At 70.9% G+C, this 20,094-nt stretch carries 16 protein-coding genes and 1 pseudogene; 9 read left to right on the top strand and 8 right to left on the bottom strand.

Annotated elements, in window-relative coordinates; genetic code table 11:
- Positions 1-2: 2 nt before the first annotated feature.
- From mscL to MTDSW087_RS25800, 6 genes are all read right to left on the bottom strand, one after another.
- A complete protein-coding gene (mscL, locus tag MTDSW087_RS25825) occupies positions 3-419 on the bottom strand; it encodes a large conductance mechanosensitive channel protein MscL (RefSeq protein WP_144768033.1) in 417 nt (138 codons plus the stop codon).
- Between the two features lie 98 nt (positions 420-517).
- Entirely contained in the window at positions 518-1,351 is an 834-nt protein-coding gene (locus MTDSW087_RS25820; RefSeq protein ID WP_144768031.1) for a CDP-alcohol phosphatidyltransferase family protein, read from the bottom strand.
- Between the two features lie 26 nt (positions 1,352-1,377).
- The gene (locus MTDSW087_RS25815; protein ID WP_144768029.1) at positions 1,378-2,088 is read right to left on the bottom strand and encodes a phosphatidylserine decarboxylase; all 711 of its coding nucleotides are present in this window, start codon (positions 2,086-2,088) and stop codon (positions 1,378-1,380) included.
- A gap of 138 nt (positions 2,089-2,226) precedes the next feature.
- The gene (locus MTDSW087_RS25810; protein WP_144768027.1) at positions 2,227-3,075 is read right to left on the bottom strand and encodes a transglutaminase-like domain-containing protein; all 849 of its coding nucleotides are present in this window, start codon (positions 3,073-3,075) and stop codon (positions 2,227-2,229) included.
- 706 nt (positions 3,076-3,781) lie between these two features.
- Positions 3,782-5,698 (bottom strand): ABCB family ABC transporter ATP-binding protein/permease, encoded by a 1,917-nt coding sequence (locus MTDSW087_RS25805; protein WP_144768025.1) that lies wholly within the window; start codon positions 5,696-5,698, stop codon positions 3,782-3,784.
- 150 nt (positions 5,699-5,848) lie between these two features.
- Positions 5,849-7,498 carry a LysM peptidoglycan-binding domain-containing protein gene (locus MTDSW087_RS25800; protein WP_144768023.1) on the bottom strand — a complete coding sequence of 550 codons (1,650 nt, stop codon included), beginning with the start codon at positions 7,496-7,498 and terminating at the stop codon, positions 5,849-5,851.
- Between the two features lie 284 nt (positions 7,499-7,782).
- On the opposite strand from MTDSW087_RS25800, the gene MTDSW087_RS25795 reads away from it, so the two are divergent.
- The 6 genes from MTDSW087_RS25795 to MTDSW087_RS25770 all read left to right on the top strand — a co-directional run bounded on the left by MTDSW087_RS25795 (position 7,783) and on the right by MTDSW087_RS25770 (position 15,763).
- Positions 7,783-8,385, top strand: a complete 603-nt coding sequence (locus MTDSW087_RS25795; RefSeq protein WP_144768021.1) for an LOG family protein — start codon at positions 7,783-7,785, stop codon at positions 8,383-8,385.
- Positions 8,386-8,576: 191 nt separating this feature from the next.
- Positions 8,577-10,844, top strand: coding sequence for a glycogen debranching protein GlgX (gene glgX, locus MTDSW087_RS25790; RefSeq protein ID WP_144768019.1), 2,268 nt, complete (start codon positions 8,577-8,579; stop codon positions 10,842-10,844).
- A 192-nt stretch (positions 10,845-11,036) separates the two neighbouring features.
- A complete protein-coding gene (locus MTDSW087_RS25785; RefSeq protein ID WP_144768017.1) occupies positions 11,037-11,417 on the top strand; it encodes a response regulator in 381 nt (126 codons plus the stop codon).
- Between the two features lie 173 nt (positions 11,418-11,590).
- Positions 11,591-13,555: an AI-2E family transporter gene (locus MTDSW087_RS25780; protein WP_144768016.1), complete on the top strand. Its 1,965-nt coding sequence runs from the start codon at positions 11,591-11,593 to the stop codon at positions 13,553-13,555.
- Positions 13,556-13,792: 237 nt separating this feature from the next.
- Entirely contained in the window at positions 13,793-15,415 is a 1,623-nt protein-coding gene (locus MTDSW087_RS25775; protein WP_144768014.1) for a hybrid sensor histidine kinase/response regulator, read from the top strand.
- 30 nt (positions 15,416-15,445) lie between these two features.
- Entirely contained in the window at positions 15,446-15,763 is a 318-nt protein-coding gene (locus MTDSW087_RS25770) for a plasmid stabilization protein (RefSeq protein ID WP_144768012.1), read from the top strand.
- A gap of 9 nt (positions 15,764-15,772) precedes the next feature.
- On the opposite strand, the gene cysS is transcribed toward MTDSW087_RS25770, so the two are convergent.
- The gene (cysS, locus tag MTDSW087_RS25765) at positions 15,773-17,152 is read right to left on the bottom strand and encodes a cysteine--tRNA ligase (protein ID WP_144768010.1); all 1,380 of its coding nucleotides are present in this window, start codon (positions 17,150-17,152) and stop codon (positions 15,773-15,775) included.
- Between the two features lie 365 nt (positions 17,153-17,517).
- On the opposite strand from cysS, the gene MTDSW087_RS25760 reads away from it, so the two are divergent.
- On the top strand, positions 17,518-17,853 hold the full coding sequence (locus MTDSW087_RS25760) for a hypothetical protein (RefSeq protein ID WP_144768008.1): 336 nt from the start codon (positions 17,518-17,520) through the stop codon (positions 17,851-17,853).
- Positions 17,854-17,891: 38 nt separating this feature from the next.
- On the opposite strand, the gene MTDSW087_RS25755 is transcribed toward MTDSW087_RS25760, so the two are convergent.
- Positions 17,892-18,410 (bottom strand): CreA family protein, encoded by a 519-nt coding sequence (locus tag MTDSW087_RS25755; RefSeq protein WP_144768006.1) that lies wholly within the window; start codon positions 18,408-18,410, stop codon positions 17,892-17,894.
- Positions 18,411-18,619: 209 nt separating this feature from the next.
- Between MTDSW087_RS25755 and MTDSW087_RS25750 the strand changes: the two genes are divergently transcribed.
- Together MTDSW087_RS25750 and MTDSW087_RS30635 are read left to right on the top strand one after the other, a co-directional pair.
- Positions 18,620-19,654, top strand: a complete 1,035-nt coding sequence (locus MTDSW087_RS25750; RefSeq protein WP_144768004.1) for a DUF2865 domain-containing protein — start codon at positions 18,620-18,622, stop codon at positions 19,652-19,654.
- A 189-nt stretch (positions 19,655-19,843) separates the two neighbouring features.
- Positions 19,844-20,094, top strand: a pseudogene (locus tag MTDSW087_RS30635) (OmpA family protein); the annotation flags it as partial.

Genomic DNA, 20,094 nt, shown 5'->3' with positions numbered 1-20,094 from the left:
TCTCACAGCTTCGGCCTGGCCGCCAGGATGTCGCGGATCTCGCCGAGCAGCTTCACGTCGGCCGGCGTCTCGGGCTTCTTCTCCTCCGCCTTCTGGAGCTTGTTCATCGCCCGGATGACCATGAACAGCACGAAGGCGACGATCATGAAGTTCAGGGCGACGGTGATGAACTGCCCGTAGCCGAGCACGGCGCCCTGCTTCTTGGCCTCGGCATAGGCCATGCCGGACTGCACCTTCGCGGACAGGGGCAGGTAGTAGTTCGAGAAGTCGAGGCCGCCGGTGACCGCGCCGATCACCGGCATGAAGAGATCCTGCACCGCCGAGGTGACGATCGCGCCGAAGGCGGCGCCGATGATGACGCCGACCGCGAGGTCGACCACGTTCCCGCGCAGGGCGAATTTCTTGAATTCTTCCAGCATCGTCGGTCCCTCGCTGGCCGATTCGGCCGGTTCAGGGTGACCGGCGCGCGAGGGTGAGGCCAGCCTCGGCGGCGGGCTGTCCACCGCTGAGGCGAGAATCAGGCCGCGGCCGGGCTCTCGGGCGGCTCACTGCGTGCTTGCGCCTCGAGCTTCTGGCGGCGGCGGTACTGCGCCGCGCCCACGGGGATCGTCGCGAGATAGGCGAGGCTGATCGCCACCAGCGATTCGAACGGGAAGCTGATCAGGAGGCCGAAGGCGGCGACGCCCGCGAGGAAGATCGGCAGCACCCAGCCGCGCGGCACGCGCTTGCCCATGGTCTTGCCGGAGAAGGTCGGCACCGTGGAGACGACGAGGAGCGCGATGACGAGGACGTAGATCAGCACCATCGGGGCCGCCCAGGTCCCGAAATCCAGGCCGAGGAAGTGCAGGTAGAGCGGCAGCATCGCGGTCATCGCGCCTGCGGGCGCCGGCATGCCGACGAAGAAGTCCTTCTTCCATTCGGGCCGGTTGGGATCGTCCAGCATGGCGTTGAAGCGGGCAAGCCGCAGGCCCATGGCGATGGCGAAGATCAGGGCTACGATCCAGCCGACCGACTTCAGGTTGAACAGCGTGAAGCCGTAGAGGATCAGGGCCGGCGCGCAGCCGAAATTCACGAAGTCGGCCAGCGAATCGAGCTCGGCCCCGAAGCGCGAGGTCCCCTTGAGGAGCCGCGCGACGCGCCCGTCGATGCCGTCGAGCAGGCCCGCGACCACGATCGCGATCACCGCCGGCTCGAACTTCCCTTCGAAGGCGAGCCGGATCGCCGTCAGCCCGAGGCAGAGCGCCATCAGGGTGATCATGTTCGGCGCGATCATCCGGAACGGCACCGGCTTGAACCGGCGCGGGCGCGGCTCGTTGGCGTCCGGCTCGAAGGGCGGGAAGAGGTCGTCCATGGGCGGCGCCCCCTGTCTCTAGCCCGTCATATCCGTCGGAACTGGCGCTCGGGGCCGCTGCCGAGATCGGCCAGCACCGTCTCGCCGGCCACCGCCTTCTGGCCGAGCCCGACGAGGACGCGGGTGCCCTCGGGCAGGTAGACGTCGACGCGCGAGCCGAAGCGGATCAGGCCGAAGCGCTCGCCCACCTGCAGCGAATCGCCCGCGCTGACGAAGCCGACGATGCGGCGGGCGACGAGCCCGGCGATCTGCACGACGCCGACGCGCAGGGGCTCGCCCCTGTGGGTCGTCTCGATGACGAGGCCGTTGCGCTCGTTGTCCTCGCTCGCCTTGTCGAGCTCGGCGTTGAGGAACAGGCCCGGCGTGTAGTGGATCTGCCCGATCCGGCCCGTCACCGGCACGCGATTCACGTGGCAGTCGAACACGTTCATGAACACGGAGATCCGCGTCATCGGCACCGGCGGCAGGTCGAGCTCCGGCGGCGGCAGCACCTTGGCGATGAGGTTGACCCGGCCGTCGGCCGGCGACACCACCAGCCCGTCGGCCACCGGCGTGACGCGCTCGGGGTCGCGGAAGAAGTAGCACACCCAGAGGGTCAGAATCAGGAAGATCCAGCCGAAGAACTGGGAGAAGTAGCCGGCCAGCACCGTCAGCACGATGCCGATCAGGATGAAGGGGTAGCCCTCCTTGTGGATGGGCACCAGCACCCGTCGGATCGTCTCGAAGAGATCGGTCATAGGGCTGCGCGTTCTCCCTGCGGCTCGCGACCCGTGCGGGGTCAGGCGGGGCGGATGGCAGTCCCAGGGGCTCCCGTCAACCATGCGGCCGGTCGCGCGATGGTGCGCGACCGGCCGGCGTCAGGGCTGGCGGGCGGATCAGGCCGCGCGGCGCATCGGCTGCAGCTCGGCCGGCACGGCATCGGTGTGCACATCGAACTGCACGAGATGGGCCGTGCCGAAGCTCGTGGTGAGCGCGCAATCGGTGGCGTCGCGCCCGCGCGCCATCACGATGCGGCCGATGCGGGGCCGGTTGTGCCGGGCGTCGAACGTGTACCAGCGCGGGCCCTCGGGGCCGTCGAGGAACACCTCGAACCAGGCCGAGAAGTCCATCGGCGCCGGGTCTTTCGGCACGCCGATATCGCCGAGATAGCCGGTGGCGTAGCGCGCCGGGATGTTCATGCAGCGGCACAGCGTGATCGCGAGATGCGCGAAGTCGCGGCAGACGCCGACCTGCTGGGCATGGCCGTCGCTCGCGGTGCGGGTCGCATCCGCCATCTGGTAGTCGAAGCGCAGGCGCCGATGCGCGTAATCGACGATGGCCTGGACGCGGGCCCAGCCCTCCGGAGCATTGCCGAACAGCGACCACGCGATCTGCGAGAGCTTGTCGGTGTCGCAGTAGCGCGAGCCGAGCAGGTAGACGAGCACGTCGTCCGGCAGGTCCTGCACCGCGATCTGGCGGGCCTCCGGCGCGACCGCGTCGGGCTCGCCGGAATCCTGCACCACGAAATCGGCCGACATCGTGATGCGCCCGCCCGGCGCGACGATGCGGGTGCAGACATTGCCGAAGGCGTCGATGCGCTGGCTCGCCGGCACGGGCGGATCGAATCGGATCACCTCCGGCGTGACGAGATCCGCCCGGCGCTCGGGCCGCACGTTGAGCAGCAGGTTCATCGGCGTCGGGCCGAACGTGTCGAAGGCGAGGGTGAAGCCGGTGCGGATATGCATGGTGAGAACTGGATCGGTTCCAAGCTGATGCGCCGCAGCGAAGCGGTTCCAGCCCTCAACACGGTCGCGACATCTCAGTTCCGGCCCTCATGCCGGCGACGAACTCAAACGCTGCTCAAATATCGGCCAATCTTGGTTCGAGCGGGTAGGCCGTATCCGCAAGCGATTCCAGATCGCACGCGGGTACCCCCGCTCGATCGGGCAAGGCGATGGCATAGGGACGCCCTATTGCCGTGCGGATGCGAGTCGGAGCCGGAGCGCAACTGGCTCTCTGTAAGGCGCGGGTCCCCCCTCCCGTGCGGGGGAGGGACAGGGTGAGGGTCGAGAACTGGCCGGATTGATCGGAACGGCTGCTCGCGGATCCCCTCCCCCTTGCGGGGAGGGGTTTGGGGTGGGGGTGGTTCAGGATGAGGCGTAGCGGTGCCGCCTGCACCACCCCCACCTCCGGCTCCTCCCCGCAAGGGGGAGGAGAGGCCCAGCGCCGACTGACGCGACCTCTCCGGACACTTCTCGTCCCTCACCCCAACCCTCTCCCGAACGGGAGAGGGGGCCCGAGCCTCAATCGGAACCGCAGATGATCCGTAACGGCGCTGGAGCGGCGATGAAGCGCGCCTTTCCTCTGCGATCGCCCTGCCCGAACGGGAGAGGGGGCGTCGAGACTGATGGGCGTCGTCGTGCCGATCCGGCGGCCGTGCGGCGGGGTGCGCTACTCCGCCGGAACGGGCTCCGGCACCGGCGGCGTCTTGGCCTCGACCGCCTCTTCCCGGTCCTCGGCCCGCTTCAGGGCCTCGCGGGCGGCATCGGCCTCGCGCTGGCGGTTCCACATCGCGGCGTAGACGCCGCCCTGGTCCAGCAACCCGTCATGGTCGCCGCGCTCCACGATCACGCCGCGGTCGAGCACCAGGATCTCGTCGGCATTGACCACCGTCGAGAGGCGGTGGGCGATGACCAGGGTGGTGCGGCCTTGGGCGACCCGGTCGAGGGCGTCCTGGATCTCGCGCTCAGTGAAGGAATCGAGCGCCGAGGTCGCCTCGTCGAGGACGAGGATCGGCGGTCCCTTCAGGATGGTGCGGGCGATGGCGACGCGCTGCTTCTCGCCGCCAGAAAGCTTGAGCCCGCGCTCGCCCACCGGCGTGTCGTAGCCCTCGGGCAGGCCCTCGATGAAGCGGTCGATCTGGGCGAGGCGGGCGGCCTCGCGCATCTCGGTCTCGGAGGCCTCCCAGCGGCCGTAGCGGATGTTGTAGCCGATCGTGTCGTTGAACAGCACCGTGTCCTGCGGGACCATGCCGATGGCGGCGCGCAAGGAATCCTGCTGGACGGCGGCGATGTCCTGGCCGTCGATGGTGATCCGGCCGCTCTGCGGCTCGTAGAAGCGGAACAGCAGCCGCGACAGGGTCGACTTGCCGGCCCCCGAGGGGCCGACGATGGCCACCGTCTTGCCCGAGGGCACCGAGAAGGAGACCCCGCGCAGGATCGGCCGCTCCGGATGGTAGGCGAAGTGCACGTCCTCGAAGCGCACCACGGCCTGCCCCGCCGCGAGGGGCTTGGCGCCCGGCCGGTCCGCGATCTCCGGGTTGCGGTGGAGGATGCGGAACATGTCGTCGATGTCGATGAGCGCCTGTTTGATCTCGCGGTAGATCATGCCCATGAAGTTCAGCGGCATGGAGAGCTGCACCAGCATGGTGTTGGCGAGCACGAAGCCGCCGATCGTGGTGCGGCCGGCCATGATGTCGCGCGCGGCGAGCCACATCACCGCCGTCATGCCGATGGTGAAGATCACCGCCTGCCCGGCATTGAGGACGGCGAGCGAGACGTAGGTCTGGGTCGAGGCCTTCTCGTACTTGGCCATCGATTCGTCGTAGCGGGCCGTCTCGCGCGCCTCCGCGCCGAAATACTTCACCGTCTCGTAGTTCAGGAGCGAATCGACGGCCTTGGTGTTGGCGTCGGTGTCGGAATTGTTCATCCGCCGCCGGATCGCGATCCGCCACTCGGTCGCCTTGTAGGTGAAGCCGAGATAGGCCGCGACCATGGCGAACACGACGGCCGAGTAGAGCCAGTCGAACTCGTAGGCGAGCACGCCGAGCACCAGCACGAACTCGACGATGGTCGGCACCAGTGTCAGCACCATCAGGCGCGAGAGTTCCTCGATGCCGTTGCGCCCGCGCTCCAGCACGCGGGTGAGGCCGCCGGTCTTGCGCTCCAGGTGGAAGCGCAGGGACAGGCGGTGCATGTGCTCGAAGGTCTGCAGCGCGAGGCGCCGCACCGCGTGCATCGCCACCTTGGCGAACAGGCCGTCGCGCACCTGCGTCAGCGCGGACATCAGGATGCGGGAGAGGCCGTAGAGGCCGATCAGCAGCATCGGCGCGGCGAAGAGGCCGCTCGGCACGGCCTCGGCCTGGCCGCCGATCGCGGCCACCAGCGCGTCGGTCACCCACTTGAAGGTGAAGGGCATCGCCATGGTGGCGAGCTTGGCGACCAGCAGCAGGCCGAAGGCCAGGAAGACGCGGCGCTGCAGGTCCAGCCGGCCGTGGGGCCAGAGATAGGGCCAGAGCCGCCGGTAGGTGGTGACGAGTCCGGGGCGCTCCGGCACGGAGGGAGCCGGGCTCGCGGGTTCGGTGGTCATGCGGGCGCTGAACGATCGGGCAGGGGCGGGCGGGCCCGCGGGAAATCCGGACCCCGGCAGGCGGGGGCGAGCCCGATATAGGTCGTCGGCCCCCGCGCCGCATCCGCCCGGCGGGCAGGGGGCGGTTGCATGGCGGTCGGCCGCGGCAGATCAGCCGCGCTTGTGGCCGCCCGGCCCGGCAGCGCCCCCGGTCGCGCCCCCGGTCGCGCCCTTGTCCTCCGGCAGCACGAAGATCTGGCCCGGATAGATCAGGTCCGGATCGCGGATCTGCTCCTGGTTGGCGTCGTAGATCACGGTGTAGCGATTGCCGCGGCCATAGGCGCGCCTGCTGATCTGCCAGAGGCTGTTGCCGCGCTCGATCCGGGCCGTGTTGATCTCGGGCACGAAGACGCTGCCCGCCCCCTGCGGCGCGCCGCCTCCGGCCGCGTCCGCGGTCTTCGCCGCGCCGGCGGGCTGGCCGGGAGCGCCGACCGAGGGGGCGGGGCGCGCTCCACCGGCCGGCGCGGGGGCGGCCTCGGGCCGGGGCGTCTCGGAGCGGGCGTCGCGCTGCGCTGGCCGGGCCGGACCGGATGGCGGGGCGGCCTGGGGCCGGCGTCCCGCCTCGGGAAGCGCCGCCTGGGCGCCGGGCCGGGCGGGCTCGGACGCGGCGGAGCCGGGCTTGCCTGTCTCGGACTTGCCTGTCTCGGGCTTGGCTGTCTCCGGCTTGGCCGCCTGGGGCCTGGCCTTCTCGGACGGCCTCGCGGCCTCGGACTTGGCGGCCTCGGTTTTGGCGGCCTCGGCTCTCGCGGTCTCCGTCGGCTTCGGCGCGGCGGTCTCGGCGCTCGGTCGTGCCGCATCCGACCGTGCGGCGACCTGCACTGCCGTCTCGGGCACGGTGAAGGGCACCTCGGCCCGGATGCGGACCTTGCCCGTCTCGGAATCGACCTGATCGACCCGGATCCGGTAGGCGCCGGGGCGCACGCCCTTGCCGATGGTGAAGGTGACCTTGCCGTCCGCGCCGGCCCGCGCCGGGGCGATCAGGGTGTCGTTGAGATAGAGCCGCACCGCCGCCCCCGGGGGGGCCTCGCTGCTCACGAACAGGCGGCCGCTCTCCTGCGCGTCCACGCTGACGATGCGCAGGGGCGTCGCCTTCGCGGGCTTCGAGCCATCGGGCGCGGGGTTCGGGGTCGGCTCGGGCTGCGACAGCACGGCGGTCGGCCGGTCCGGCGCGGTGAGGGCGACGAGGGGCTTGCCCTCGGGCGTGGGCGGCAGGGCCACCGCGACGCTCTGCTTCGAGCGCACCTCCCGTCCGTCCGCGCCGGTCGCGCGCAGCACGATCTCGCTGCTGCCCTGCGGCAGGGGCGGCGGCACTATCGCGAACTGGCCGTCACGGTCCGCCCGCGCCTGGGCGACGGGCTTGCCGTCCACCAGCAACTCCACGGTCGAATCGGGCCTGGCCCGGCCCGCCACGACGGATTCGCCGTTCGGCTCCACGCGCACCACGTCGAAGCTCGGCGCGGCCGGGTCGGTCTTGTCCGCCTCGTTCGTGGCCGTCCGCGGTGCATCGAGCGTGGGGGCCGGCGCCGGCGGGCTCGCCGCCGCGCCCGGCCCGCCGGGGGGCGTCGCCTCGGGCAGGGCGGCCACGGCACCGCCATCGGGCCTCGCGGCGGGCGGGGCCGCGAGCGTGCGCGGGGCCGCCGCGTCGCCCGTCGGTGCCCAGCGCTCGCGCAGGTCGCCTCCGAACAGGGCAAGCACGAGCCCCAGTCCGGCGACGAGCCCGCCGAAGGCGAGCGCGAGGCTGCGCCCCAACACGGTGGACATCACGGTCCTCACATCTCCTCCTGACGGATCCGGGCGCGCGCCTGCTGCCCGAAAAACGTCGACTGTCCGGGGCATAATACTCTACATGGATCGCGCACCAAGCCGCCCCGTCGCTCGCGTAGGGGATTCCCGCGCGAATTCAGCACTTTGGCCCCGCCCATGCCGTGCGGCGCCGATCTTGCGGCTGGGATTGCGGGGCGCGGCCCGCGCCCGGCTGGCAGGTTTCGGGGAGCCGGGCTCCGCGCGACCTGCTATGCACGTGAACGGTTGATGGAGGAGGCCGGATGGCTCCGGTGAAGACGGTCTGTGTCTATTGCGGCTCCGGCTTCGGGCAGGATCCCGCCTTCCGGCGGGCCGCCGAGACCCTCGGCACGGCGCTGGCGCGGGCCGGGATCGGCCTCGTCTACGGCGGCGGCGATGTCGGCCTGATGGGCACGGTCGCCCGCGCGGTGATGGAGGGCGGCGGCCACGTCACCGGCATCATCCCGGACTTCCTCCAGGCCCGCGAGCACATGCTGGAGGAGATCCAGGAGACCATCGTGGTGGGCGACATGCACACCCGCAAGCGCCTGATGTTCGAGCGCTCGGACGCCTTCGTGGCGCTGCCCGGCGGCATCGGCACCCTGGAGGAGCTGGTCGAGCAGCTCACCTGGGCCCAGCTCGGGCGCCACCGCAAGCCGATCCTGTTGGTCTCGGTGGCCGATTTCTGGAAGCCCCTGCTGACGCTCTTCTCGCATATGCGCGACCACGGCTTCATCCGCGAAGGGCTCGACCTCAGCTACCTCGTCACCGCCGAGGCCGAGGAGGTGGTGCCGCTGCTGCGGCGGGAGGCCGGCCGGCGCGGGGCCGATCCGGCGGCCGAGCGCTTCGTCGAGGAGCGGCTGTAAGCCCTTCGTCTCGCACCGCACAACCGGCCGTCCGCGCAAGCGTGGCGGCCGGGACACACGCCGCTTCGCCGCACAGGAAATTCTGCACCGCACGGGAGCCTCGCCGGGACCAGTACGTTCAGACTGGGATCACGCACCCCGCGTCGGCCGCCGGCCGCCGCGCGTCGCGGGATGCGATCTCCGGAGTGAGCATGGCTGAGAATTCCCGACCCGCCTCCACGGCCCGCGTGGGGCGTGCCCGCATCCAGGAAGGCCTGCCCTATCCGCTCGGCGCCACCTGGGACGGCCTGGGCGTGAACTTCGCCGTGTTCTCGGCCTACGCCACCAAGGTCGAGCTCTGCCTGTTCGACGACGCGGGCGAGCAGGAGATCGAGCGCATCGAACTGCCCGAGTACACGGACGAGATCTGGCACGGCTACCTGCCGGACGCCCGCCCCGGCACGATCTACGGCTTCCGCGTCCACGGCCCCTACGAGCCGGAGAACGGCCACCGCTTCAACCCGAACAAGCTGCTCATCGACCCCTACGCCAAGGGCCTCGTCGGCTCCATCACCTGGAACCCGGCGCTGTTCGGCTACAAGATGGAGACCGGTGACGACCTGACCTTCGACGATCGCGACAGCGCGCCCTTCACCCGCCGCTCCCGCGTCATCGATCCGGCCTTCACCTGGGGGCGGCACCAGAAGCCGCACGTGCCCTGGGAGAAGACCATCGTCTACGAGGCCCATGTGAAGGGCCTGACCAAGCTCCACCCCAAGGTCCCGGAGAAGCTGCGCGGCACCTATGCGGGCTTGGGCAACCCGGACGTGCTCGACTACATCAAGAGCCTCGGCGTGACCTCGGTGGAGCTCCTGCCGGTCCACTCCTTCGTCCAGGACGACTACCTGCAGGAGAAGGGCCTCACGAATTACTGGGGCTACAACACGATCTCGTTCTTCACCCCCGCCCGCCGCTACGCCGCGGTGCCGGACTTCGCCTTCTCCGAGTTCAAGGAGATGGTCTCGCGCCTTCACGGCGCCGGCCTCGAGGTGATCCTCGACGTGGTCTACAACCACACGGCGGAGGGCAACGAGAAGGGGCCGACCCTCTCGTTCAAGGGCATCGACAACGCCTCCTACTACCGCCTGCTCCCGGGCGAGGCGCGCTACTACATCAACGATACCGGCACGGGGAACACCTTCAACCTCTCGCATCCGCGGGTGCTGCAGCTCGTCACGGACAGCTTGCGCTACTGGGCGACCGAGATGCAGGTCGACGGCTTCCGCTTCGACCTCGCGACGATCCTCGGCCGCGAGCCCTACGGCTTCGACGAGGGCGGCGGCTTCCTCGACACCTGCCGGCAGGATCCGGTGCTGAATTCCGTGAAGCTCATCGCCGAGCCCTGGGATTGCGGCCCCGGCGGCTATCAGGTCGGCGGCTTCCCGCCGGGCTGGGCCGAGTGGAACGACCGCTTCCGCGACGACGTCCGCGCCTACTGGAAGGGCGATGGCGGGCTGCTGCCCGATCTCGCCTCACGCATCACCGGCTCGGCCGACAAGTTCGACAAGCGCGGGCGCAAGCCCTGGGCCTCCGTGAACTTCCTCACGGCCCATGACGGATTCACGCTGCACGACACGGTCGCCTACAACGACAAGCACAACGAGGCGAACGGCGAGAGCAACCGCGACGGCCACTCGCACAACCTGTCCTACAATTACGGCGTCGAGGGCCCGACCGACGATCCCGCCATCCGTGCGGTGCGCCTGCGCCAGATGCGCAACATGCTGGCGACCCTGTTCCTCTCGCGCGGCACGCCGATGCTGCTCGCGGGCGACGAGTTCGCCCGCACCCAGAGCGGCAACAACAACGCCTATTGCCAGGACAACGCGATCTCCTGGCTCGACTGGGACGCCATCGGCGCCGAGGAGCGCGACCTCGCCGAGTTCACGCAGCGCCTGATCATCCTGCGCAACGCCCTGCCCATCCTCAGCCGCGGGCGCTTCCTCTCGGGCCGCTACGACGAGGATCTCGGCGTCAAGGATGTGACCTGGCTGCGCCCGGACGGGGCCGAGATGGAGGGCGAGAACTGGGGCGACGGCGGCGCCCGGGCACTCGCGGTGCTGCTCGACGGCCGCGCCCAGGCCAGCGGCATCCACCGCCGCGGCGGCGATGCCACGCTGCTCGTCCTCTACAACGCCTATCACGACCTCGTGCAGTTCACCCTGCCGGAGACCATGGGCGGCGATGCCTGGACGCGGCTCCTCGACACCAACCTGCCCGACAGCCAGGCGATCGAGCATTTCACGGCCGGCGACAGCTACGACGTCACCGGCCGCTCGATGCTGATGTTCGTGCTCAAGCCCGAGGACACGCCCGGCGACGCGCCGACCGAGATGGAGCGCTCCTACCAGCACGTGATGCAGGCCTTCGAGCGGGCCAACATCGAGAACGTGCATTTCCATCTCGACGCGGACGGCTGAGGGACGCGCGGCCCGTCCACGGGATTTCCGGATTGCATTACGGATCGCGGGACGGGCCTGGGACGTTCTCTTGCGCTGCGGCCGCCTGCGCCGCAGCGTGCCGGCGCGGTCGGGCGCGCGGCCCGGTATCGCCGGCATGAGCGCTGTCACGATCCGCGTGTCCGCGACGGGTTTCGAGGGGTTGGTTGGGCGATGGCCAGGATATTGTTGGTCGAGGACCACGAGGAGATCTGGGACTTCCTCTCGCGCCGGCTCAAGCGGCGCGGCTACGACGTGATCCTCGCCCATGACGGCGAGGCCGGCGTGCAGCAGGCCCGCACGGGCCGTCCGGACGTGATCCTCCTCGACATGAACCTGCCGGTCCTCGACGGCTGGTCGGCGGCCCGCGCCCTGAAGGCGGGCAGCGACACCCGCACGATCCCGATCATCGCGCTCACCGCGCATGCCATGTCGGGCGATCGCGACAAGGCGATCCAGGCGGGCTGCGACGACTACCACCCGAAGCCGGTCGATTTCTCGAAGCTGCTCAGCCAGATCAGCGCGGCTTTGGGGGAGACGGCCTCGGCGGGGTGATTTCCCCTCCCCCTTGCGGGGAGGGCTCAGGGGTGGGGGTGGCTCAGGATCGAGCGTTTCGGTGCCTTCTGCACCACCCCCACCTCCGGCTCCTCCCCGCAAGGGGGAGGAGAGGGCCCGCGGCCGATCCGGACTGTCTTGCGTGAACCGGGCCGGGAGGCCGTGAGGAGACGATGAGCGACGATCCCGTCACCGCGCAGCGGCTCAAGCAGGGCCTGCCGATCTTCGTCGCCCTGGCCTCGGTCCTGCTCGTGGTGGCCGTGATGGCCGCGCTCTATCTCGGGCGCGACATCCTCGTGCCCGTGACGCTCGCCATCCTCCTGAGCTTCGTGCTGGTCCCGGCCGTGCGGGCCCTGCGCCGCCTGCGCGTGCCCCGGGCGGCCGCGGTGCTCCTCGTGGTGACGGTCGCCTTCGGCGCGCTGTTCGGCATCGGCAGCCTGATCGCGAGCGAGGGCGCGCAGCTCGCCTCCGACCTGCCGCGCTACTCGCTCACCATGCGCGACAAGGTGGCGGCGCTCCGCGGCGCCACCGCCGGGACCGGCACGCTCTCGCGCATCATGGACCTCGTGCAGGATCTGGGCGCTGCCCTGCAACCGCCTCCGCCGGTGGAGGTCAAGGGCGAGCCGGGTTCGGCCACGCACCCGCTCACCGTCGAGATCAAGGCCGCCAAGGCCAGTCTCGTCGAGACCGTGCAGATCTTCGCCGGCCCCGTGCTGCACCCGCTCGCCACCACCGGCCTGATCCTGATCTTCACGATCTTCATCCTGCTCCAGCGCGAGGATCTCCGGAACCGGGCGATCCGCATCGCGGGCTCGGGCGACCTGCGCCGCACCACCGCCGCCATCGACGACGCGGCGAGCCGGCTCTCGCGCTTCTTCCTGGCGCAGCTCGCCCTCAACGTCGCCTTCGGCGTGGTGATCGGCGCCGGCCTCTGGCTCATCGGCGTGCCGAGCCCGACATTGTTCGGCGTGCTCGCCGCGGTCCTGCGCTTCGTGCCCTATGTCGGCGCCGCGATCTCGGCACTCCTGCCCCTCGTCGTGGCCGCCGCGGTCGATCCCGGCTGGAGCATGCTGATCTGGACCGCGATCCTGTTCGTCGTGGTCGAGCCGATCTGCGGGCACGTCGTCGAGCCGCTGCTCTACGGCCATTCCACCGGGCTCTCGCCGATCGCGGTGATCCTCGCCGCCACGATCTGGACCTTCCTGTGGGGCCCGATCGGGCTGGTCCTGGCGACGCCGCTGACCGTCTGCCTCGTCGTGCTCGGCCGGCACGTGGAGCGGCTCTGGTATCTCGACGTGCTCCTCGGCGACCAGCCGGCGCTGATGCCGCCCGAGATCTTCTATCAGCGCATGCTCGCGGGCGACCCCGCCGAGGCGGTGGACCAGGGCCGCGAGTTCCTGAAGGAGCGGGCCCTCGTCACCTATTACGACGAGGTCGTGCTGGCGGGACTCCTGCTCGCGCAGGACGATCTCTCCCGCGGCACCCTCGACCGCGATCGGCAGGAGGCGGTTGGCGCGTCGATCCGCACCGTGGTCGACCGGCTCGGCGCCGCGCCGATCGCGCGGTCGCGGCGCGGCAAGACCCGCATGGCGAGCCGCGAGGCCGCCGCCGCGGTGGCCGCCGCCGGTCCCGACCGGCAGGTGGCCGGCGTGGTGCTCGGCCGCGACGACCTCGCGCCGAACTGGCGCGGGCGCACGCCCGTGCTCTGCGTGTCGAGCCGCGGCCCCTTCGACGAGGCCGCCACCCTGATGCTCGCCCAGACGCTCGGGCGCCACGGGCTCCAGGCGCAGGTGATGGCGATGAAGGCGCTGCGCGAGGGCGCGCGGCCCGAGCGGATCGACGAGATCGCGCTGATCTGCTTCTCCTATCTGGAGCCGGTGAGCCTGTCGCAGATCCGCTTCACCGTGCGGCAGGCCCGGGCCGCCGTCCCGGGCGTGCGCATCCTCGTCGGGTTCTGGCGCGAGCGCGATCCCGCGAGCCTGGAGCGCCTGCGCCGGGCGGTCTCGGCGGATGTCCTCGTCACCTCCCTCAACGAGGCGCTCGCCGCGGTGCAAGCCGCGTCGCGGGCCCCAGGCACCCACGCCCCCGCCGAGGCTCCGCGGGAGCCGTTGCCCGCCCTCGCCCACGCGCCGGCCTGACGGGCCGGGACCGAATGCCGCTACCCCCCGACATCACCGAAAGGCCCGACAGGCCGTTGGCGACCGGGCGTTCATTGTCGTCGAGCGACATCGACCCAGATTCCAGCGCTCTCCACCGAAGCGGATGCCGGTTCGCCGTGAAGAGAGCGCGTCGAAACAACGACTTGGAGCGGTGCCCGACTTCAGTGCGGTCGGGCCGTCCGCACAGGCCGAGAGCGAAGGTGCGAGCACGCCCAGATGGCTGATACGCCCGAGAAACCGCCCATCAACGGCATGGCCCGCGTCGAGACGGGGGCATCCGCGGACGTGTCCAGTCCGACCAACGACATCTTCTTCGCCGCCGTCGAGACGACGCGGATGCCGATGATCGTCACCGACCCGCGCCAACCGGACAACCCGATCATCTTCGCCAACCGCGCCTTCCTGGCGATGACGGGCTACGTGCCGGAGGAGCTTGTCGGCCGCAACTGCCGCTTCCTGCAGGGTCCGGACACGGACCCGGAGACGGTGGACCAGGTGCGCCAGGCGATCCGCGAGCGGCGGGAATTCGCCACCGAGATCCTGAACTACCGCAAGAACGGCTCGACCTTCTGGAACGCGCTCTTCGTCAGCCCGGTCTACAACAACGCGGGCGAGCTCGTGTACTTCTTCGGCTCGCAGCTCGACGTGTCACGGCGCCGCGACGCCGAGGAGGCGCTCGGCCAGGCGCAGAAGATGGAGGCGCTGGGCCAGCTCACCGGCGGCATCGCCCACGACTTCAACAACCTGCTCCAGGTCATCGTGGGCTATGTCGACATCCTGGCCTCCGGCCTCGCCAAGCCCGATGCGGACCGGGCGCGGCTCGGCCGCGCCACCGAGAACATCCGGCTGGCGGCCGAGCGCGCCACGACCCTGACGCAGCAGCTCCTGGCCTTCGCCCGCAAGCAGCGCCTCGACGGGCGCGCGGTGAACCTCAACACCCTCATCGAGGGCATGGGCGAGATGGCCGGCCGCTCCCTCGGCGAAACGATCGAGGTCGCGCTCGACCTCGATCCCGATCTCTGGAACTGCCGGGTCGACCCGACCCAGGCCGAGGTCGCGCTGCTCAACATCCTGATCAATGCCCGCGACGCGATGCCGGACGGCGGCACCGTGCGGATCGGCACGGAGAACCTGGCGGTGGGGGAGGGGGAGGGCGTCTCCCTCGGCGCGCTGCGCCCCGGGCGCTACGTTACCGTCTCGGTCACCGACCACGGCACCGGCATCCCGGCCGGCGTGCTCGCGCGGGTGATGGACCCGTTCTTCACCACGAAGGAGGAGGGCAAGGGCACCGGCCTCGGCCTCTCCATGGTCTACGGCTTCGCCAAGCAGTCGGGCGGCGCGGCGCAGATCGAATCGCAGGTCGGGCACGGCACCACCGTGCGGCTGTCGTTCCCGGCCACCGACGGCGAGGCCGGCGCGAAGCCGACGGTCTCGCCCCGGGCCATGGACCGCCCGGGCACCGAGACGATCCTGATCGTGGACGACCGCGAGGACGTGGCCGAACTCGCCCGCACCATCCTGCGCGATTTCGGCTACACCACCCTCGTCGCCTCGAACGGGCGCGAGGCGCTGGAGATCCTCGACGGCGACGAGCGCATCGACCTCCTCTTCACCGACCTGATCATGCCGGGCGGCATGAACGGCGTCCTGCTCGCGCGTGAGGCGCGGCGTCGGCAGCCGCGGCTCAAGGTCCTGCTCACCACGGGCTATGCCGAGGCGAGCCTGGAGCGAACCGATGTGGGCGGTTCGGAGTTCGATCTCCTGAACAAGCCCTATCGGCGCACCGACCTGATCCGGCGGGTGCGCGCCGTGCTCGACGGACCGACCGGGGTCGGCTGAGCGCGCCGGGGGCGAGCGAGGAGAGCTCCGATGTCCCGTGGCGACAAGTCGAAATACACCGACAAGCAGGTCCGCAAGGCCGAGCACATCGCGGATTCCTACGAATCCCGCGGCGTGCCGCACGACGAGGCGGAAGCGCGGGCCTGGGCCACCGTCAACAAGGACGATGGCGGCGGCAAGCATCCCGGCGGTTCGGGCCGCGGCCGGTCGACGGGCCACCCGGCCGCCCACAAGGGCGGGGAGACAGGCGGCGCGAAGGGCGGAGCCGCCTCGGCCTCGCGCACGGCCGAGGAACGCTCGGCCTCCGCGAAGAAGGCCGCCGCGACCCGCAAGGCGCGCGCGCACTGAATCGATCGCTCAGCGCGCCACGCTCCAGCTGGTGGTGCCGTCCTTGTTGTCCTTGACCGCGACGCCCAGCGCCTTGAGCGCGTCGCGGGCACGGTCCGAGGCCGGCCAATCCTTGGCGGCGCGGGCCGCCGCCCGCTCGGCGATCAGCGCCTCGACGCGGGCCACGTCGATGCCGGCGGCCTCGACGCTGGCCTCCGCGCGGGCGCTCGCGGTCTGGCCGAGAAGGCCGAGGAGGCTCGCCCCCGCCTTCAGCGCGGCCGGATCGCCGATCTGGTGCAGCTCGGCGAGGGCCGCCGCGGTGTTGAGGTCGTCGAGGAGCGGCTCCAGCACCTGATCCGGCGCCTGCGGCGCGGGCGCGGCGTCGCCGGCCGTGCCGTACCAGCGCTCCAGCATCCGGCTCGATTCCTCCAGGCCCCGCAGCGTCCAGTCGATCGGCTGGCGGTAATGGGTCTTGAGCATGTTGAGCCGCACGACCTCGCCCGGCCAGTCCTTCAGCACGTCGCGGATGGTGATGAAGTTGCCGAGCGACTTCGACATCTTCTCGCCCTCGACCTGCAGGAAGCCGTTGTGCAGCCAGGTCCGGGCCATCACGGGCGTGCCGAAGCAGCAGCGCGACTGCGCCACCTCGTTCTCGTGATGGGGGAAGATCAGGTCGATGCCGCCGGCATGGATGTCGAAGGTCTCGCCGAGATGCTTGGCCGACATCGCCGAGCACTCGATGTGCCAGCCCGGCCGCCCCGGCACCGCGATGCCGGCGGGCGAGTCCCAGGCCGGCCCGCCCGGCTTCGAGGGCTTCCAGAGCACGAAGTCGAGGGGCGAGCGCTTGTAGGGGGCGACCTCGACGCGCGCGCCCGCCTCCATCTCGTCGAGCGGCCGCTTCGAGAGTGCGCCGTAATCCGGCATCGAGGGCACGTCGAACAGGACGTGGTCGGCCGCGACATAGGCGTGGCCGGCCAGCACCAGCCGCTCGATCATCGCCACCATCTCGCGGATGTGATCGGTGGCGCGCGGCTCGATGAAGCGGGGCGGGCGGCCCGCCACGTTCACGTCCTCGGCCATCAGCACGCCGAGGTCGCGCACGTCGTTGTGGAACTGCGCCAGCGTGCCGTCGGTCAGTTCGCGGATGGTGATGCCGCGCTCGGCGGCGCGGGCATTGATCTTGTCGTCCACGTCCGTGACGTTGCGGGCATAGGTGACGTGCGCCTCGCCGTAGAGCTGGCGCAGCAGCCGGAACAGCAGGTCGAAGACGATGATCGGGCGCGCATTGCCGATATGGGCCGCGTCGTAGACTGTCGGGCCGCAGGCATACATCCGGACATCGGCCGGATTGAAGGGGGCGAACGGCTCCTTGGTGCCGGTCAGCGTGTTGTAGAGCCGCAACATCGGCATCCTGAAACCCATCCTCCTGCCGTCCGCCCGCCTTGCCCGGCGGGGCCGGCGGCCCGCTGCTTCAGGCCGGAAACTCGCCTGCGCGCTCAAGCACCTGCCGGCCGGACCGGCCCTGTCCCGGGCGCGCGCCGCCTCCGGCCAAGCCACGGTTTCGCCGGATCCGGCCCCCGCGCCTGTTGCCGATCGGCGACGGTGCCGCCCGCCGGATCGGGCTAACCCAAAACGGTGATGAATTCGAGAAGGCCGGCGGCGGTCACCGCCTCCGGCCAGGGCGGTCGAGGCGCGAAAGCCTTTGTTTACCGCATCGTCGGACCCTCGCCGCGGGCTCTCCCTGCATGCCTCATCGGAACCTCAAGGAATCCTTCATGCGCGCCTCGACCGCCGTCAGCGCCCTCATCGCCACCATCCTGTCCGGCTCGCTCGTCATCGCCGCGCAGGCGGGGGCCGAGACGCCGAAGGTCGGCGGCCATGTCGAGAAGACCTTCCTGATCCCCTCGAGCGAGGGCTACGGCGTCGCCGACTGCCTGACCACGCCGGGCAGCGCCTGCGGCCAGGTGGTGGCGGATTCCTGGTGCGAGGCGCAGGGCTATGCCTCCGCCAACGCCTTCGGCATCGCCGCCGCCGAGGAGTATACGGGCGCGATCGACCTGCCGGTCTCGAAGCCCGCCGACCGCCCGCTGCGCATCACCTGCCAGGATTGAGCGGGAGGCCGGCCGTCATCTCCGGCCGGCATCCGCCGTCAGCGCAGGAAGTCCCCGCATTTCGGCGGGACTTCCGTGCCCCAGGGCATCAGCGGCACGGTCGAGGTCGAGTTCTTCGGCGAGCCCTGGATGACCTTGTCGGAATAGACCATGTAGATCAGCGTGTTGCGCTTGGCGTCGCAGCCGCGCACGATCTGCATCGACTTGAAGATCAGCGACCGGCGCTCGCTGAACACGACCTCGCCCTGCTTGAACTTCTCCTTGAACGAGACCGGCCCGACCTGCCGGCAGGCGAGCGAGATGTCGGAGACGTCCTCGGCGAGGCCGAGCGTGCCCTTGATGCCGCCCTTCTCGGGCTGGGTGTAGTGGCAGGCCACGCCTCCGACCACGGGATCGTCGATGCCGTAGACGACGAGCTTGTCGTTCGGCGTCAGCGGCCGCCACACCGTCGACTTGTCGAAGATGCGGTCCGGCTCCTGCGCCGCCGCGCCGGTCGCCAGCAGCGCGAGGCCGAACGCGCCGCCGAGCGCGCAGCCTGTGAGACCCCGAAACAACATCGCCGTCCATTCCCCCGTCGTAACCGTGGCCGTCATGTAGGAGGGCTGTCGCCGCCGCGCGAGGGGGGGTAGAACTGCCGAGAGCCCGCTCGGTCGATCCCGATGCGGGCCTTACCTGATCCGCCGGGCCCGGCCCGGCCCGGTCCCGCGTTCGGCCGTCCCACGGGTTCGGTCGCCTAAATCCTGGTCGTTTCGAGTCCCGGTCGCCCATGCTGCCGATGCGCCCGCTCTTTCGTCGGATCGCCTGCACGCTCGCCGTCGTCGCGGCTGCGTGGAGCGTGCCCGCCCCTGCCCAGGAGCCGGCGCCCGCCGCCGCGCCCGCACCCGTCTCGGCGCCGCACCCCTCCTGCCCGCGCTACCGGGCCGAGCTCGCGAGCCTCTCGGACGGAGCCAGCGTCACCCGCGCCCTCCAGAGCGAGATCGGCCGGCTGGAAGCGTATTACCGCAGCCTCAACTGCGAGGGCGGCAAGTTCCTGTTCTTCGATACGCGCCCGCCCCAGTGCGGCGCCGTCGAGCAGCGCATCCGCGCGCTCAACGCCACCTATGGCGGCACGGCGAGCGAGGACAATTCCGCCCGCCGGCGCCAGCTCCAGGCCTTCATCGCGTCGAATTGCGGTCCCGGCCAGTCGGGAGCGCCCGGCGAGCAGCATGCCCGCGGCGGCGCGCAGGTGATCTGCGTGCGCACCTGTGACGGCGGCTACTTCCCCATGAAGAACCTGCCCGAGGGCCGCGGCGGCGCCGACGAGATGTGCCAGGCGCTCTGCCCCGGCACCGAGGCGGTGGCCTACTCGATGCCGAACGGCGACGACGCCCTGCGGCAGGCGGCCACCGTGAAGGGCAGCAAGGCCTACGCGTCGCTGGCCAACGCCTTCAAGTTCCAGAAGAGCTTCGTGCCGAACTGCTCCTGCAAGCCGGCGGACAAGAGCTGGGCCCAGGCGCTGGTGAAGGCCGAGAGCATGATGGTCCGGCACAAGGGCGACATCTTCGTCACGCCGATGCAGGCCGAGGCCCTGTCGCGGCCGAAGGTGCGCCTGACCCTGGTCGGCCGGGCCGACAAGACCGCCGCCGAGATCGCCGCCGACGCCGCCGGGCGCGCCGCCGGCACCGATCCCAAGGTTGATCTGAAGGCCGATCCCGCCGCGATGACGGCCTCGACCGACGGGGCGACGCCCGTGACCGACCGTGCGAACGTGCGCATCATCGCCCCCGATCGGATCGCGGTGCCGCGGCGCGAGGCGCCCTGATCGGGCGACCCGGGCCTTATTTTTTGGAACCATATCGATGCGGGCGGGTTCGGATCGGCCGAACCCGCTCGACGTCGTGCGCCGATCCAGCCGATCGGCGCACGGCTTCGGGCTGACCTCGTCACGCGCGTTCCCAGGCCGGTCTCCGGCAGCCGCATCCGCGGTGGGGCGCCCAGCGAAAGCCGATCGATGCGGAAGATCCGCCTGCTCCTTCTCGCCGGAACCGTTCTCCCGGGGCTCGCCCTGCCTTTCCCGGCCCTCGCGCGGTCCGGCGAGTCTGCGGTGATGCTGCTGGCCCAGGGCGGCCCGGATCAGGAGCGCGGCCCCCGCGGCGGCGGCGAAGGCCCGCGCGGCGGCGGTCCGCGGCCGGAACGCGGCGCTCCCGAGCGTGGCGCTCCCGAGCGTGGCGCACCGGAGCGCGGCGGGCCGGAGCGCGGCGG

The sequence above is a fragment of the Methylobacterium dankookense genome, assembly GCF_902141855.1.
In the GTDB taxonomy this organism is placed as follows: domain Bacteria; phylum Pseudomonadota; class Alphaproteobacteria; order Rhizobiales; family Beijerinckiaceae; genus Methylobacterium; species Methylobacterium dankookense.
The sequence above is the reverse complement of the archived record's forward strand: the minus strand, read 5'-3'. Positions and strand labels throughout refer to the sequence as shown.